Annotated in this window: 10 protein-coding genes; 2 read left to right on the top strand and 8 right to left on the bottom strand. The window is 43.2% G+C overall.

Annotation, left to right across the window (positions count from 1 at the left end):
- Positions 1 to 153: 153 nt before the first annotated feature.
- The 6 genes from E0F88_RS15855 to E0F88_RS15830 all read right to left on the bottom strand — a co-directional run bounded on the left by E0F88_RS15855 (position 154) and on the right by E0F88_RS15830 (position 10,174).
- Positions 154 to 1,416 (bottom strand): YdcF family protein, encoded by a 1,263-nt coding sequence (locus E0F88_RS15855; RefSeq protein WP_131959246.1) that lies wholly within the window; start codon positions 1,414 to 1,416, stop codon positions 154 to 156.
- A 154-nt stretch (positions 1,417 to 1,570) separates the two neighbouring features.
- On the bottom strand, positions 1,571 to 2,521 hold the full coding sequence (locus tag E0F88_RS15850) for a DUF4249 domain-containing protein (protein ID WP_131959245.1): 951 nt from the start codon (positions 2,519 to 2,521) through the stop codon (positions 1,571 to 1,573).
- 21 nt (positions 2,522 to 2,542) lie between these two features.
- On the bottom strand, positions 2,543 to 4,945 hold the full coding sequence (locus E0F88_RS15845; protein WP_131959244.1) for a TonB-dependent receptor: 2,403 nt from the start codon (positions 4,943 to 4,945) through the stop codon (positions 2,543 to 2,545).
- A 210-nt stretch (positions 4,946 to 5,155) separates the two neighbouring features.
- Entirely contained in the window at positions 5,156 to 8,824 is a 3,669-nt protein-coding gene (gene purL, locus E0F88_RS15840; protein ID WP_131959243.1) for a phosphoribosylformylglycinamidine synthase, read from the bottom strand.
- Positions 8,825 to 8,939: 115 nt separating this feature from the next.
- The gene (locus E0F88_RS15835; protein ID WP_131959242.1) at positions 8,940 to 9,272 is read right to left on the bottom strand and encodes a cysteine-rich CWC family protein; all 333 of its coding nucleotides are present in this window, start codon (positions 9,270 to 9,272) and stop codon (positions 8,940 to 8,942) included.
- Positions 9,273 to 9,289: 17 nt separating this feature from the next.
- Positions 9,290 to 10,174: a pseudouridylate synthase gene (locus tag E0F88_RS15830; protein ID WP_229213784.1), complete on the bottom strand. Its 885-nt coding sequence runs from the start codon at positions 10,172 to 10,174 to the stop codon at positions 9,290 to 9,292.
- Between the two features lie 159 nt (positions 10,175 to 10,333).
- Here E0F88_RS15830 and E0F88_RS15825 point away from each other — a divergent pair, with 159 nt between their 5' ends.
- Both E0F88_RS15825 and E0F88_RS15820 read left to right on the top strand, forming a co-directional pair.
- Positions 10,334 to 14,278, top strand: coding sequence for a PVC-type heme-binding CxxCH protein (locus E0F88_RS15825; RefSeq protein ID WP_131959241.1), 3,945 nt, complete (start codon positions 10,334 to 10,336; stop codon positions 14,276 to 14,278).
- A gap of 16 nt (positions 14,279 to 14,294) precedes the next feature.
- Positions 14,295 to 15,200, top strand: coding sequence for an alpha/beta hydrolase (locus tag E0F88_RS15820; RefSeq protein ID WP_131959240.1), 906 nt, complete (start codon positions 14,295 to 14,297; stop codon positions 15,198 to 15,200).
- A gap of 389 nt (positions 15,201 to 15,589) precedes the next feature.
- On the opposite strand, the gene E0F88_RS15815 is transcribed toward E0F88_RS15820, so the two are convergent.
- Positions 15,590 to 16,624 (bottom strand): LLM class flavin-dependent oxidoreductase, encoded by a 1,035-nt coding sequence (locus E0F88_RS15815; RefSeq protein ID WP_131959239.1) that lies wholly within the window; start codon positions 16,622 to 16,624, stop codon positions 15,590 to 15,592.
- 184 nt (positions 16,625 to 16,808) lie between these two features.
- Positions 16,809 to 18,257 (bottom strand): SusD/RagB family nutrient-binding outer membrane lipoprotein, encoded by a 1,449-nt coding sequence (locus E0F88_RS15810; RefSeq protein ID WP_131959238.1) that lies wholly within the window; start codon positions 18,255 to 18,257, stop codon positions 16,809 to 16,811.
- Positions 18,258 to 18,295 lie beyond the last annotated feature (38 nt).

Below are 18,295 nucleotides of genomic sequence, written 5' to 3'. Positions count from 1 at the left end.
ATAAGATGTTTCCCGGAAAACGCAACCCTTACGATATGTAACGTGCCGAATCCGGGCGCAAAAGTAGCTTCCCACTGTTACGCCAATGGGAAGCCTTTGTTATCAAAATGTAAACTTTTTGATATTTGTAAATTTGAAGTAAGACGTATAATCCTATGGATCAAGCGGCTCATCGGCATCAATGTGCAGTGCATCAATAACCGGGTAAAATTCAAAATCAGTTTCTGAAAGCCGGTTACCAAGCTTGTAGGGAACGTGGTTGATTTCCTTTTGGCAGCGTGTCACAAAGGCATCATTTGTAATATAGTAGCTTTGTGCACGCATGGTTGAAACGAGACAGGGCTTATCAAAAGGCATTCCGTAGCGGAACAGCAGCCGCACACCGTTACGCATATTTGTAGTCGTATGGCGGGCATGCGGATCCATGATGATTGCATGCTCAGGCACTTTCAGTGTTTCCATCAGAAATTTTTTCATTTCAAATGCCTCGCTGTATTTGGTCTTATATGGATGAACCCTTCCACCGGAAACCACTATAAACGGAGCCAAACCCTCAAAATAACGAAGCGCTGCAACCCGGCAACGCAGAATTCCACCTTCGCTCAGTGCTCTGTCGTGGGTATCCGGACCCGCTCCCGGAACCAGAATGAGCGTATATTTGAATTTATTCCAATCAATCTTTTTAACTTTTTCATAAGCAGCCTTATTCACTGTTGAAACCATTGGTTCATAGTCAGCTACTTCGTTTCTTTCATTTACTTCCAGAAATTGCAAGGCAAAATTCATGGACGGCGCAAAAAACAGACCCGGATTCTTCCTTTCCTGCCTGACCATTTCAGCACAGTCGTAGACAAGAACCGGATAACTTTTTGATCTTGTTCTAAAACCGATAGAGTCGATGGCGGGATAATTTGGTTTTTTACCCTCAGCATACACTTCTATTACATGATTAATTCCTCTTGCATCCTGCTCCCAGGCTTTTACGAGAATTTCTTTTGGTGAAGATTTGTGAAACAAAATGTAGGTTCCTGAGGCAATTAAATGTTCAGACACAAGTTTACCCAATGCATTTTTCTCCGAATACAGTTCCGCTAAGCGTTGAGAAACCAGTGAAATTTCTTCTTCGGTAAACTTCATTCTGGTTGTAAAACATAGGTAATCGTTTTTACAGGTTTTTACAGAATTTTCCAGATTATTAAACTTGTCTTTTGCAAGCTTTGATAACTTCTCATCTTTTTCAAGCAAAAGCTTAACCGCAGGAATTTGCTCAAAAAGGGTAAACAGGTAATAATTTTTGGACTGAACGACAGCATTTCCAACCAATAACTTATAGTTCGGATCAGGTTTTTTCTGATCCTGACCGAACGAAATAAGCGCAACAAAAAAGAGTAGTAACAGGAGTGAAAACTTAGGCATCGAATAATCGGTTTGCTTCTTTAATTTGTGTGCAAATAAAGGCAAACAAGATTACCCAGTCGTTAAGCGATGATTACCATATTACTGATTTAAAATTAAAAAAACCTCTCACCGGCTAATCCTGCGAGAAGTCATGGAAATGAGAATAAACCGGCTATTGTCTGATCAAAAGACTTCCTGTATTGTATGCGCCAAAGCATCCCAGTCCTCCTTCGATGTTGGTGTAAATCAGGGCCGGTTCAACAAAGGGATTATCACTGTTGCTGTTATCTTTCAGAGTCTTACAGAATTTATAGTAATTTTCATCCATATTTAAAATCTCGAAATACACTTCTTTCAAAACCGGATCGGACGATACCGACTGCTGCTTTCCATCCTTGTCCAGGTAATTGAACTTTCGATTATAAAGCGAAATGGGGAAAACCGGCGAGTTGAAGGTAATTCCATCAATGTTGGTGTCGACATAAAGAAAATTTTCGTAGCTGGAATTAAATACGTTTTTGCTTCTCTGCCTGACAATGCTTCCACCTCCGCCCGACGGATTGTAGGCGTAATCTGTTTGCTCGATCCCGGCATAACCCCGCAGTACATAATAGTTTGGCTCTCCCCTAATATCTTCCCACGCCATTTTTGCCTGAATGAGGCTATCTCCCGGATATCTCGGACCGGTAGTAACAGCTTCAATTGAGTAGCTTTTTACAATTGCAGTGTTTGCTGGCACCGTACAGCTGGCCTTCACCGAACGCTTGCCATCACTGACAGACAAATTATACTTTTTGCCCGCCTCTATCTTAAACTGGCTCGCACTGACCACATAAGTATTCAGGGAATCATTGTAAGGTAACGTAATCTGACCGGCGTCACCAGCAATTACGACAGTGGCATTTTTGATATAGACCGCTTCATAACTGGCCGGCCCCAGCAGCGGCTGAGACTGGGTAACTCTTACTTTGATTTCATTTTCCTGTGGCGACAGGTAACATTCGACAGCCAGGCGGGATTCAACAGCTGGTAATTTATCGGCGTCCAGATCGTTGATCATGCTTTCGCAGCCGGATAGCAAAAAGCAGCAAATCAGTATGTAGATGTAATGTTTTTTATTCATGATATAAAAATCCGGGTATGATCAGAACTTAAAATTGTAACTGAATGATGGAAGCACGGGAAAAAGCGAAATCCTGGTCAGTACATTAATTCTCTGGTTAGGATTCTTTGGATCGATCTTATTATCAATATCATAGAAAAACGGGTTTTTGCGGTTATAAGCATTATAGAGTCCAAATTCCCAGGTACGTTCGTGCCTCTTTTTCTTTTTATGAAACTGAATGGCAACGTCCATACGATGATAAGCCTCTGCCCTGAAAGAATTTTTTTTACCGAACTCCGTTGTATTAGATCCGTAAATTGGGTAGAACCAGTTACCATTCGCCGCACCCGGAACATATGGATTTCTGAATGTCGTGTATCTGGATACAGGCAGGGTAAGCGCATTCCCTGTCCCATACACCCAGGTTGCCGAAAGTGTGATCCGTTTGCTGATCTCATAAATCCCCACAATGGAAAGATCATTGCGGCGGTCGTAACGCGGGTAAAAGGTTTCTCCAAAGTTCAGTTCAGGAAACTTCCATTGCGTCCAGGAAAGTGTATAGCCAACCCAGCCCGAGAGCCTGCCCGTTTTCTTTTGCACCATAAATTCAGCACCATACGACCAGCCTTTGCCGGAAGTCACGTTGTCTTCCCAATTAATCTCATTAGCATTTTCACCATCCAGATTGATAAAGGAAGAGCCTTCTTTGTAGCTAATGATGTTGTTCATTTTTTTGTAATAGCCTTCCAAAGTCAATGCCAGTCCTGGTTTTTCCAGATCTTTTGCAAAACCGAAAGCCACCTGACTCGATTGCTGCGGTGCGATTCTGTCCGTGGTCGGAACCCAGAGATCTGTTGGCAAACCCAAACCGGTGTTGCTGAGCATGTGTACATACTGATTCATTTTTGCATAAGAAGCCTTCATCGAAAAGTCTTTGGCCAATTTTAATGCAGCAGAAAAACGGGGCTCAGGCCGGATATAAGTTTTTGCCGGCGTTTGAAAAGCGCTTAACCTGAACCCGGCGTTTATTTTAAGTTTATCAAAAGGCTGCCAGGTATCTTCCCCGTAAACACCGCCTTCCAGACTGTTAATTGGTTTGGCCTGTAAATCAACCTGGCTGTTAAAGAAATCTCCGGCAACAGCCAAAGCAGAAGGTACAAAACGGTGCGTAGTTGCCTGTAAACCAAATTTGATCGCATGTTTTGTACTGGGATAAAAGTCAAAATCTGTTTTTAAACTGAAATCCCTGATCACGCTGTTGTAGTTCAGACTAAAAATATCGGGTTCTTTACCTTCATTTTCATCCCGGTCGTAAGAAAAAATATTGAAATTGAAATGACTGTAAATCAGTGAAGTATTAACAAAGAGTTTTTGGTTGATCAAATGATTCCAGCGTAATGTTCCCGTAGCGTTTCCCCAGTTTAATCCTGATCTATTCTCGCTGTCGGAGCTTTTTTCTCTGATACTAAATTTATCCCTGCCAAAATAGCCGCTCAGGTAAACCTTGTTTTTTGGTCCGAAATCGTAGTTAATTTTTGCATTCAGATCGTAAAAAAAATAGCCGGGTTTTACTTTGCTGTCGTCACCTATCTGCTGCTGGGCAATTAACGGAGCAGCCAGCACGTCGATATATGTACGTCTTGCAGATATCAGAAACGAAGATTTTTTATTTGCCAAAGGTCCTTCCAGCGTAAGCCGCGATGAAATAAGACCAATACCACCTTCGCCATGCAGTTTTTCCTTACTTCCTTCTTTCATGTTCATTTCCACAACCGAAGAAAGTCTTCCGCCATAACGTGCAGGAAAACCACCTTTTGTCAGCTCAACACTTTTGAGGGCATCACCGTTAAAAACAGAGAAAAAACCAAAAAGATGGCTCGCGTTGTACACCACCGCGTCATCCAGTATAATCAGGTTCTGATCAGGGCCGCCTCCTCTGACGTACAATCCAGTTTGCCCCTCAGTCCCTTTCTGAACACCGGGCATGAGTTGTAAAACACGTATCACATCTTTTTCTCCCAGAAAAGCAGGCAGTTTTTTGATCTGAGAAATCGGCACTTCAATTTTGCTCATCTGCACCGATTCACTTACTTTCTCATCCTGGCGACTGGCGGTAACAAGCACCTCGTCGAGCTGATTCACTGCCGGAAGCTCAACACTTAGCTCCCGATTTGCCTGCGTACCAATCCTGAGCTGTTGCCTTTCGTAACCTACAAAAGAATAGGAAACAGAAATGGAATCTGCTTTGGGAATGGTTAGCGAGTAAAATCCATAAGTATTGGTAACGGTTCCGAAAGAAGTGTTTTCGATATAAACATTCACGCCGGGCAGCAATTCACGGCTTCCTTTTTCGCGGACAAAACCGCTGATTGTAATTTGCTGGGCAAAACTTTGTAAGGAAAAATACAGCAGAGGTAATAACAGATAGAGATTCTTTCGCATGTAGAGAGTAGGTTATGAATACGGCTAACGGGCGGCAATACAATTGTGGTATATTAATTCTACAAATTCGTTACATATTCATGTTAAAAAATCTTAAAACCTTTTAGCGCCAAACTTCGGGCAAAATAAATCCGGGTTTTGTAAAGCCGCCAAATTAGCACACTTTTCAAAACCCGGATTCGTAATTACTTCACCTAAAGAGCAACCAGTTTATTTTTGATTTGCTGATTCAACCCATTTTCTGGCGTTCACAAAGGCTTCCATCCACGGAGAAACTTCGTCTTTTCTTCCATCCGGATAATTTGCCCAATGCCATTGAAATAATGATCTTTCAATATGTGGCATCATCACCAAATGCCTGCCTGACTCGTCACAAAGCATCGCCGTGTTGTAAGCAGAACCATTCGGACTGGCAGGATATGTTTCGTAGCCATATTTGGCAACAATATTGTATTTGTTTTCTTCGTAAGGCAGCTGGAACCTGCCTTCGCCATGTGAAACCCAAACGCCCAGTGTACTTCCTGCAAGAGAAGAAAGCATCACGGAATTGTTTTCCTGCAAAGTCAGCGAAGTGAAAATACTTTCATGCTTGCCGCTTTCATTGTGCAGCATTTTTGGCTTTTCCTCGTGGTTTTCGTTAATCAGCCCAAGTTCTATAAAAAGCTGACAGCCGTTACAAACCCCGACAGATAACGTATCCACTCTTTTAAAGAAGTTTTCCAAAGCAATTTTTGCCTTTTCGTTATAAAGAAATGCGCCTGCCCAGCCTTTCGCAGAACCCAATACATCCGAGTTGGAAAACCCACCTACCGCGCCAATGAACTGAATATCTTCAAGCGTTTCCCTGCCTGAGATCAAATCAGTCATGTGAACATCTTTAACATCAAAACCTGCCAGATACATGGCGTTGGCCAGTTCTCTTTCAGAATTACTTCCTTTCTCACGAAGCACCGCCGCTTTTGGCCTTGGTTTTGAAGCATCAATTACTGGTTTTTTACCATCAAAACCTTCCGGGAAATCGTAACGAAGCACATGGTTTTTATAGTTTTCAAAACGTTCTTTTGCTTTAACCTCTCCACTTTGTTTGCGGTCGAGCAGGTAAGAAGTTTTAAACCAGACATCACGCAGCTGGTCAATGTCAAAAGTCCAGGACTCAGAAGTGTTTTTTACATCCAAACCTGCTGTTGAAGTAACGCTGCCGATTTTATGAAAAGTTACACCGCTGGCGGTAAGCACTTTTTCCACAGACTCATGTGCCTGGAATACAATGGCAATATTTTCTGCAAAAAGTTTTTCTATAATATCCTGACCACCTAAAACAGAAAGATCAACAGATGCACCCAGATCACGATCGGCAAAACACATTTCAAGCAGGGTGGTAATCAAACCGCCGCTGCCGATGTCGTGACCTGCCTGAATTTCTCCTGCTTTTATCAATTGCTGGATGGCATTAAAGGCGGCCGCAAATTTTTCTGCATCCACAACATCCGGTGTTTCCCTTCCGATTTTGTTTAATATCTGTGCAAATGAGGAACCTCCCAGTTTATAATCATCGCCTGAGAGATTGATATAATAGATCGCTCCCCCGTTTTTCTTCAAAACCGGTTCGACAACAGCTGTTATATCATCGCAATGTCCGGCAGCGGAAATGATCACAGTACCCGGGGCAATTACCTCAGTATCCTTGTATTTCTGCTTCATCGAAAGCGAATCCTTTCCGGTCGGAATATTGATTCCCAGGCTGATCGCAAACTCAGAACAAGCTTTCACAGCCTTGTACAGCCGCGCATCTTCTCCTTCATTTTTACATGCCCACATCCAGTTTGCTGACAGCGAAACGCTGGCAAGTCCATCTTTCAATGGTGCCCAAACGATGTTGGAAAGGGATTCGGCTATGGCATTGCGGCTTCCGGCGGCAGGATCAATCAGCGCGGAAAGTGGTGCATGACCTATTGAAGTTGCAATCCCGTCCTTTCCCTGAAAATCAAGGGACATTACTCCTACATTATTTAGAGGTAACTGAAGCGGACCTGCACATTGCTGTTTGGCAACATGGCCACCTACGCAACGGTCGACTTTGTTGGTAAGCCAATCTTTACTTGCTACGGCTTCTAGCTGCAAGAGCTGACTTACATAATCGTGCAACTTTGCTTGATCGTAAGATATTGCTTCGTATTTGCGCTCAACCGTTTTGTCATGCATAAGCACCTTTGGCGAACTTCCGAACATGTCATCCATTTCCAGATCCATCGGTTTGGCCCCGGTTTTGGCAGATTCGAATGTAAAACGGTGATCACCTGTAACATCGCCAACCGTGTACATCGGCGCTCTTTCACGCTCGGCGATGGTCTTTAATATTTCCAGATTTTCCTTATTGATGACAAGTCCCATACGTTCCTGGGACTCGTTTCCAATAATTTCTTTTGCAGAAAGTGTAGGATCACCAACCGGCAATTTATCCAGATCGATTTTTCCACCAGTTTCTTCAACGAGTTCAGATAAACAGTTCAAATGCCCGCCTGCACCGTGATCGTGAATGGAAATGATCGTATTGTTATCACTTTCTACCATTCCGCGAACGGCGTTGGCAACTCTCTTCTGCATTTCCGGATTAGACCGCTGAATGGCATTTAACTCTATACCCGAACCAAAAGCACCCGTGTCCGCCGATGAAACAGCAGCACCGCCCATTCCGATCCGGTAATTTTCTCCTCCTAAAACAACGATTTTATCACCAGGTTCCGGTTTTTGTTTTTGTGCCTGGCCGGCTTTGCCATATCCAATGCCACCGGCCTGCATGATCACTTTATCATAACCCAGCTTGCGGCCATCTTCCTCATGTTCAAAGGTTAGCAATGATCCTACGATCAACGGCTGACCAAACTTATTACCAAAATCAGTAGCTCCGTTTGATGCCTTGATCAGAATATCCATTGGCGTCTGGTAAAGCCATTTTCTTTCCTCTACTCCTTTTTCCCATGGACGGTTTTGTTCCAGACGGGACAGTGCGGTCATGTAAACGGCCGTTCCAGCTAAAGGCAGCGAACCCTGTCCGCCTGCAAGCCTGTCTCGAATCTCTCCACCGGATCCGGTTGCTGCACCGTTGAAAGGTTCAACCGTTGTCGGGAAATTATGTGTTTCCGCTTTTAAAGAAATTACGGATTCAAAGTCTTTTATTTCATAGTATTCCGGAACATCCGGTCTTTTTGGTGCAAACTGCTGAACAACAGGACCTTTAACAAAGGCCACATTGTCTTTATAGGCTGAAACAATTCCGTTTGGATTTGTTTCAGAAGTTTTGCGAATCATCTTAAACAACGAAACCGGCTGCTCCTGACCATCGATCACAAATGTTCCGTTAAAAATCTTGTGACGGCAATGTTCTGAATTAACCTGCGAAAATCCAAAGACTTCTGAATCCGTTAATTTACGATCCAGTTTTTCTGAAAGTTTGTTAAGATAATCAACTTCTTCACTGCTCAAAGAAAGCCCTTCCTGCTTGTTATATTCGGCTATATCATCAATTTCCTGAATGGATTCAGGCCGAATGCTGATTGTATAGATATCCTGGTTGAGCTCACTGTATTTTTGCGAAAGCATCGGATCAAAGCCGGTAAAATCTGCTTCCACCCTTTTAAATTCTTCAATACGGACAATGCTTTGAATATCCATATTCTGGGTTATTTCAGCAGCATTGGTACTCCATGGCGTAATCATGGCAGCACGAGGTCCAACAAATGAATCAGTAATGATGGTTTGATGGCTGAGTTTTGCTCCGGCAAATAGCCATTCTAATTTTGAAATATCTGAGGCTGTGAGTGTTCGTTCAATCTGAACAGCAAAAACAGTGTTGTGATCGTCGGTGAAGAAATAAATCATAGTATCGTTTTATGGTGCAAAGATAATTCTTTAATTTTTATCTCCGGTTTAAACGAGCAATGATATGGTTAGTAAATTCGCAATCTTGTCAAAACAAACTTTAAACACGGCCTTTTTAAAAACCGTACACACAATGCCTGCAGCTGTTCCCGCAGCAATGTCCGCGCAGCATATGGTACAATTCTGTAAATACCCAGTTATTTCCCTCTTTGTAAAAATGAACTCCTTCGACGAACATATCACTGCGGGTAGGGAAAGTAAGATCCTTTACGGCTGATGTCTGGGCGTTTAAGTGCAAAAGACAAGCCTGGCAAAGACAATCAAAATAAGTTTTGCCAAGAAAAGCGACTGTTTCATCGGTAAGCTTTACTTTATTACACTGACAGTTTTCGATGTCATCCGACTGGCACTGAAACAAATGCCTGCATCTGCCACACTGTTTTTGCATAAGGAGATCAAATATTATTACACTTCTAACGGCCTTTTTTCCATTTCAATTCCCGAAAGCATGTGGGCCAGGATTGGTTCGCACTTTTCGCGGCAGGCCGGGTAAAAATGACCGTGTTTCCAAAAATTTGATTTTGGAGATAATCCCCACCAGAACTCAGCCATTGCAATTGGCTGCATCTGGTGCTTAAAGGCATACTGTAACAGTTTGGGTGCAGCGCATTCTCCGGCTCCGGCTGGTGGATTTTTATATGAAGTAGCTTCAAAGATTTCGCGTAAACTTTTGGTAGTTCCCGCCCGGTTCAGAAAGTGATATTGATCAAATATTTTGTTTTGCAAAGAAACAGAATACAGTTTTCGTGCATTTTTCAAAACCAGAATCTGTTCCGCATCGGTAGTGTTACATGGCTCTTCCAGTACCCTGATCTCCTGGCCTATTCGGGTTAGTTCCAGCATGCCCTCATTCAGAAAACTCCCCTGAGCGGTTCCGTCAAAAATAGGCGGAACAAATTCGTCATGCTGATTTCCGCCCGCCAACTTTCCTGAAAAACCCGACAAATAACCAATTTCGCCCTCCTGAGTTCGAACAACCAGAACACCAAACATCTTTCCGATTACATCCTTCTCATCACCTGACAAACCAAAGTTATGCTGCCAATTACGCTGTGTGCTCAAATGCGCCTGGAGTTTTCCAACTGCCAGTAAACTCAGCGGATGAGGCTGATAATCAAAAGGGAATGCAAATCTATCAGGAAAAGAATAAGAAGTAAGTGATTCTTCGAAAACACTAAAAACTGGTTTTGTTTGATCCGGCGACAAGTATTCTTTTGTTAGTGCGAAATATTTTTCTGCAAATATCGGAAATAATAGTTTAGCAGGACTTACCTCTTTCTGTACCAACATACAGTAAAGCAACAAGATTTTTAAATTATCACTAAATACAGAATTTATTGAAAACTAAGAAGTAAAAACAAGGTGTCCGGCGGTTTACTTCTGTACAGAAACTAAACTCTTAATAATGACCACCGGATCAGGCCGGCGTGTCATGAAACACTTTAAATTATGACAGCCGGAAAAATTCTGACGCTCGCGATTCGCTATGTTTTTCTCTGCCTCCTCACAACTTCCGGTTTTTGCCAGCCTTTGGTAAAGAAATTAGAACCAAAAAAAGGCAGTCATGTTGTGTTTCTCGGAAATACTTTTGCAGACAGGATGCGGCATTATGGTTATTTCGAAACCCTGCTCCAAAAGAATTTTCCCGACCGCCAGCTTCGGCTGCGTAACATGGGATGGAGTGCTGATGAGGTTGGCCTGCAACCCCGGCCGCTGAACTTCCCAGGTTTCGGAGAAAAAACATTATCCAAACCCAAGACTGAAAAAGAAATTACTTTTCAGGGTTTCACCCACGAAGGTGAGCCGATATATATGCCGGTCGCGCTAAACTTTACCGGTCTGAACCAGGATCTTACAGACCAGACAGCCGACATTATTTTCCTATGTTTTGGTATGGACGAGGCTTTTAAAGGAAACTCAGGTCTCGCACAGTTTGAAAAAGACTTTTCCGCCTTCATAAAAAATCTGCAAAGCAATCGTTACAACGGAACTTCAGCCCCGGAACTTGTTGTGGTCTCCCCTATTGCGCATGAAAATCTGGGTGGCCATTATCCTGATCCTGCTGAACACAATCAAAACCTGGATCTTTACACAAAGTCAATGAAAAAAATGGCTGATGCAAATGGCTTTTTTTTTATAGATCTGTTCACACCATTTACCAATAACTTTGTTTCAAAAAATACTAAACCACTCACTATCAATGGCATACACTTAAACGACTCCGGCTATAAACTGGCTGCGGAATTAATGGCCAAATCGTTGGGAATGAATGCAAAAACAGACTTAAACTCAGAGATCAGCAAAAAGCTGCGGCAGGTCATCAAAATGAAGGATGATCATTTTTTTTACCGGTGGCGTGCTGTTAACGGTGAATACATTTATGGCAGACGGCGGGAACCCTTTGGGGTGATCGCTTTTCCGCCGGAACTCCGCAAACTAAATCAGATGACGGCAGCTCTGGACTCAGTGATCTGGGATTTGAGCAGAGGCAAAAACAGTTTTGCAAAAGCGATTGAAATCATTGACAGAAGAGGCAAACCGGTCGATCCGATGCTGATTCCTGATATTCCGATGAAAGGCCGGCAAGGCGATGCTGCACACGAGCACCAACAAACCTTCTCGACTTCCACTGAAAAGTTTACCCTTCCCGAAGGCTACCAGATTAACCTCTTTGCATCAGAAAAGGATTTTCCGGTTGAAAAGCCGGTGGCTATGAATTTTGATGCAAAAGGCCGGCTTTGGGTATCGACCATGCCTACCTACCCGCAGTATTTTCCTGGTATTCCGGTTCATGACAAAATTGTAATTCTGGAAGATACGGACCGGGATGGTAAAGCCGATAAACATACTGTTTTTGCCGATAACCTTTACCTTCCTCTGGGGTTTGAATTTGGCAACGGCGGCGTTTATGTTTCGCAGGAACCCGATCTTGTTTTTTTAAAGGATACCGACGGTGATGGAAAAGCGGACCTACGCGAAGTCGTACTGACCGGTTTTGGCTCCGAAGACAGCCACCATGCAACTCATGCCTTTACTTTTGGTCAGGATGGAGCGCTGTATTTTAATGAAGGTATTTTTCTGAATTCACAAATTGAAACACCTTATGGTCCGGTGCGCTCATATAGCGGAGCCACTTACCGTTTTGAACCGAGAACGGGAAAACTTTCGCATTATATTTCTTACCCTTACTTTAACCCCTGGGGAAATGTTTTTGATAAATGGGGCATGCACTTAATTGGCGACGCTTCGGACGGTTCCAATTATTTTGCGCCGCCTATGACCGGAAAGATCGATTATCCTGACAAACATCCCCGTATGGAAATGTTTACAGAAAACAGGGTCCGGCCAACCGCGGGCATTGAAATCGTTTCCAGCCGAAACTTTCCTGATTCTGTGCAGGGCGATTTTCTTATCAATAACAACATCGGATTTCAGGGAACCAAACAGCACCGCATCTTACCGGAGGGCTCCGGAATAAAAAGCAAAGAAGTACAAAACCTGCTGCAATCCTCAGACCCTAATTTTCGTCCAATCGATATCAAATTTGGGCCGGATGGGGCGCTTTACATTGTAGACTGGTACAATCCGCTGATATCTCATGGTGAAAATCCGCCCCGCGATCCGGCAAGGGATAAGTCGCACGGACGGATCTGGCGAATAACCTATAAAAACAAACCATTGCTTAAGGTTACGGACCTCTCGAAGCTTACCATACCCGAGCTATTGGACAATCTGAAAGAACACGAAGATCGTCTGCGCCACCGGACCCGCGCACAAATACGTGAGCAAAAAGCTTCTGATATTTTGCCGCAAATAAAAAAGTGGACAGCTGCGCTCGACAAAAACAATGAACACTACGAGCATTATCTTTTGGAAGCGCTTTGGCTTTACCAGGATTTTGATGTTGTTGAACAAAATTTATTAACTACGCTTTTAAATGCAAAACAGTATCAGGCGCGTGCTGCGGCAACCAAAGTGCTTCTAAACTGGCGTGACCGTGTAGCTGGCTCCACCGATTTGATGCGGCAGCGTGTCAACGACCAGTCGCCAAGGGTAAGGCTGGAAGCTGTGGTTGCACTGAGTTTTTTTAATTCTGATGATGCGTTCCTGGCTGCACTGGATGTATTCAAATATCCGACAGACTACCATCTGGACTATGCAATCCGGGAAACATTTTTATATCTTAAACCATTATGGTTATCGGAGTTAAAGAAAAATGGCAGCGATGGAAAATTTAAAAACATCCAGATAAGCCATTTGCTAAACTATCTGAATACACAGGAACTTTTGGACTTACCCGGAATTCCCCAGGTGCCGGAAGTTTTGCTGTCACGAAGCGACATTAACTTAAAACAAAAACAGGAAGCGCTTGCTAAAATCGTTAAAACGCAAAACAGCAATGCGGTCCAAATTTTGCTAAACATCCTTGTAAACCAAAACAAAAAGAACGGTCAACCGGCTTCTGCCGATTTAACTGCGATGCTGCTTCAATCCGACAGATCGGAATTAAAATTGGCTAATGCTGAATTTTTGAGACTAATTAAAAACAACGGTTATCAGCAACCCATCGGATACGCGGCAATTATTTCCGAAGAACAATCCGATCGCTCAGTCTGGAACATTGCGCAGGAGCAAACTGGAAATCTGGTTGGTTATTTAAAAGGAATCGATTTGCTCACAGATCAGAATTTGAAAAATACTTTTTATCAAAAAATAAAAGATCTGACAACAACGGTTCCGGAAAATCTTGCAGATAAATCGTCTTCGAAAAAAAACGGAATTGCCTCGCCATTTTATCCGGTGCACGCTGCGGCTTATGAGTTATTATTTAAGATCGGAAATGAAAACAAAAAGCAAATCCTGGAAAACTTCGCAACATACATCAGCAGCACAGCGGACAGTTTGCAGGGCTCGGAGTTTTTCAGAACAGAAATCAAAAAAGCAGAAAATCTTGCCATGCAGCTTCCTGAAAATGAAAGAAAGCAGGTTTTGTCCCAATTACAGGAACTCGCTACGCTGGAAATAACGCTTACTGCCATCGAAGCCAAAATGGCGTTTGATAAAAAAAACATTACCGCTCCGGCCGGAAAATCCATTTCTCTGCTCTTCTCAAATCCTGACCTGATGCCGCACAACGTTGTGATCGTCAAACCGAGAAGTGTTCAAAAAGTAGGCGAAGCTGCCGATGCAATGGCAAGTTTGAAAGATGGTTTTGAAAGAAATTTCATACCGGACACAAAGGATGTCCTGTTTGCAACACCGCTGATCAATTCCGGGAAAACATATCGTCTCAATTTTAAAGCACCTGCTCAGCCCGGTGAATATCCGTTCATCTGCTCTTTTCCGGGCCACTGGCGTGTGATGCAGGGAACGCTGGTTGTTACAGAAAAGTAGATCAAAAAAATCGTTTATGCTGACCAGGCTTCTAATTGCTACTCTACTGCTGCTGTGTTTTAAAACATTCGCACAAACCAGAATTCCGTTGTATTCCGGTACAATCCCAAATTCGATCGCTACCAAAAACCAGGAAGAACATACCGCAAATGCGCTGGTCGATTCACTGACAGGAAATGTTTCGATCCCTGACTTGTCTGTATTTCTGCCTGATTTGCCAAATGGAACAGCTGTAATCATTTGTCCGGGAGGTGGTTATGGTATCTTACTGACCAAACGGGAAGGAAGCGATGTTGCCAAAGCATTTAACAAACTTGGTGTTACAGCTTTTGTTTTGAAATACCGGATTCCAAGCGACAAAACGATGAAAGACCGCTCGATCGGGCCTTTGCAGGATGCGCAGCAGGCAATTAAAATCGTGAGAGAAAATGCGGCTAAATACAAAGTCGATCCTAAGAAAATCGGCATTATGGGATTTTCCGCCGGCGGACATTTAGCAGCGACGGCCGGGACACATTTTAATAAACGGTTTATTGATGAATCCGGGACAATCAGTTTAAGACCTGACTTTATGATTTTGATCAATCCGGTCATCAGTTTTGACGATAGTATCGGCCACGTGGGCTCCAGGGATAATTTATTAGGTAATTTGTTAACGGAAGAAACCAAAAAATACTTTTCCAATGAATTGTTTATCAATGCATCAACGCCGAAAACTTTCCTGGTACATTCCGGCGCTGATACCGTAGTGCCGGTCGCAAACAGCACCCGCTTTTATGATGCGCTCAATAAAAATAAGGTCAGGGCAGCGATGCATATTTATGCCTTTGGTGAACATGGTTTTCTTACCTACCCGTCCTTTGAAGAGTGGTTCGGCAGATGTGTAGAATGGATGAAAATGGAGAATCTGATTAAAAAGTGAGTGCATTGTATTATGGTTTCTTATAAAAAAGTCGGTATTCCGTTTCCGGATAAACAGTTTGCGTTAACGTCGTTGAATTCTTCCTGCTAATTTTGGATCCAGGTTTGTAATTCCTGCCGACGATCCCACCACCAGCGAAGGTGCATATTTGGCAATAAAAACCGTTCAGCCTGACTGCGTCATTCAGACCGGAGCTCTGGTCTGAACGGCAAAGCCGGGCTGAACGGAATATCAGCTTACTTTAACTTATTGGAAGAATGCGGTTAACGAAAAGAAATCATCATCCGGAAACAAGCTCTCCTCACTGAAAAGCAGATTTTAAAGGTTTTAGATTTTTGCAAAAAAAGACAAAACAACTTAAAACAATTCGCAATTAATGCTTTGCTGATTTAATTTCCCAAAGCTTTGTTGACAGCCGGCTTGACATGCGTACCCAGAAGTTCTATCGTTTTCATCAGGTCATCGTGTGAAGGTGCTCCCACATCGACATGCAGCAGAAACCTGGTTAGACCAAACATTTCCTGATGGTATAAAATCTTATCAGTCAACTCATTGACATCTCCGACAAACAAGGCGCCATCTCTGCTTCTTCCACCTTCAAACTGTTCTTTGGTGTAAGGCGACCAGCCTCTGTCTTTGCCAATTCTGTTCATTTGATCGGCATAGTGAGGGAAATAACGGTCTGATATGGCTTGGGAATTTTCTCCGATCAGTCCATGAGAATGTGTGGCGAGCTGCATTTTGGAAATATCGTGGCCTGCTTTCAGGTATTCATCTTTATAAAGCCTAAAGAAAGGCTGGAATTGTCTTGGCATCCCTCCGATAATGGCGATAATCAGCGGAAGTCCAAGCTTTGCAGCCCGAACAACCGATTCGGGTGTGCCGCCCACTGCAATCCAGATGTCCAGATGATTATCAACTGCCCGTGGCAAAACCTGTTGTGATACAAGCGGAGCCCTGAACTTGCCTTTCCAGCTGATGGTATCGTTTTCATTGATCGCCATCAGCAAATCCAGCTTTTCTGTAAACAAACCGTTGTAATCATTAAGGTTGTATCCAAAAAGCGGAAAGGACTCAATAAAGCTACCCCGGCCAACCGTAATTTCCGCCCTGCCGTTGGATATCAAATCTACGGTAGAAAAATTCTGATAAACACGAACAGGATCCGTTGAGCTTAAAACAGTAACCGAACTTGTCAGTTTTATATTTTTTGTGATTCCTGCCGCTGCGGCAAGAATAATCTCCGGAGCTGATACCGAAAAGTCGGGACGGTGATGTTCGCCGATTCCGAAGACATCTAATCCAACCTCGTCGGCAAGTTTTATTTCTTCCAGAATTTCCTGGATACGTTGCTGTGCAGGTTGAAAAGCTTTGGCAGACTTGTCGTAAGCCACGTCGCCAAACATACTGATTCCTATTTCCATAATTTTTATGATTGATCATGCTGCTTTTTTATCAGGTCAGCATTTGAAGTTCTGCTTCAAAATTAAAGATTTTAATTGGCAGGTTGGTCTTGTAAGGTTAGTTCCGGTGATTACGACTACAAAAAAAGACGCCCGGATAACTCCCGAACGTCTTTACATTTAAATGAAAATATGACTCAGTTTATCACAGCACATCCCACCAGTTTTTGGTTGCCTGTGAATCACCGCCAATACTTTTTGCCGCCGCTTCGCTGTTTGTCGCGTTACTTGCACGGCTTCCGCTTGGATATTTAAGCCGTTTCACAATGCCATCTTTCACTTCCGGATCCAGACTTCCCGAAGCAGGCGCTATGAATAAAATATCGCCATTTGGTTTTTTAATATCCAATCGTAATCTTTCCATCCATCCCTGAATGCCCTGCATATAAAGCGCAAGCCATTTTTGGGTACCGATTACATTTTTATAGTTACCGGCCTTATAAGGAACACCTTCCAGATAGGTTGCAATCGCTTTTGCATCGGTAATTCCCCACTGTGTCATCGAAGCGGTCACAGCTTCTTTATAAAGATCTTCGGCTGTCGCTGTTCCAACGGTCATACCTCTGGCTGCTGCTTCAGCTTTTATAAATGCTACTTCTGCATAAGTGATCATGTACCCTTTTGCTGAACCACTGTATGCCACCACGCCAGGTTTCGAAAGTCCGATCATGGTAGGAGAATTGGCTTCGGTACCATACACCTTGCCGATGTATTTGCCATTGGTTTCATCCGGACGGGCATAAATGGCCAATCTTGGATCTTTAACCGCAGTCAGATAGTCAACCAGCGTGGAGGTAACTGCAAATTCTACCAACGGTCTATCTACATCATTATAGGGAAAACGACTGGTAACAGCACTGACATTGTAAGGAAAAAAGACATCCTGACTCACTGCTGTGATTGTATTTTTCACAGCCTCTTCAATAATAACCTTTGCTTCTGCCGGCTGGGCATCTGCCATTCTTAAAGCAATACGAAGACGCAGTGCATTGGCAATTTTTATCCATTGCGTTGCACTTCCACCTGCGATTACATCTCCGCGGATCGCACCGGAAGAAGTTCCGGAAAGTACATCAATTTGTTTTTTAAGTGAAGCCAGAATTGCCGTATAAACATCTTTCCCTTTATCATAAACAGGCTGTGGAATGTCATCGCCTTTAAGAGCCTGAGTGTAAGGAATGTCCACGTAAACATCTGTTAAAACGTGAAAAATCCAGGATTTAAGAATTTCCGCAACAGCCTGTGTGTGTACACTGGTCTCTGTTGGGTGGCGGTCATAATAGTTTTGAATTTCCTGAAGATCCATCAATGGGCCCGAATACATTCCGGTCCACAATCCGTCGTTTGTAAAAAGGAAACGACCGTCGGAGGTTTTGTCGGTTCCCATCCAGTATTGCGATAGCTCCATACCGATACGACCATTAAAATAGGTGTCATAGGTCAGATCCATGGCCTTTTTTTGTGCGCTGGCCAAAAGGAATTCCGGCTGCGTTTCGCTGGATCGGGATGGATCAGTGTTAAGCTTTTCGAAATTGTCACAGCCGGCAAAAACGAATAAAGAGGCTATAAGCAGAAAAATAATTTTGAATTTCATATTCGATAAAGTTTATGATTGTTACGCTCAGGTAAGTC

This window comes from Dyadobacter psychrotolerans (assembly GCF_004349265.1).
Taxonomy (GTDB): Bacteria; Bacteroidota; Bacteroidia; order Cytophagales; family Spirosomataceae; genus Dyadobacter; species Dyadobacter psychrotolerans.
Note: the sequence above shows the minus strand (reverse complement) of the source record. Positions and strands in the feature narration are given on the sequence as shown.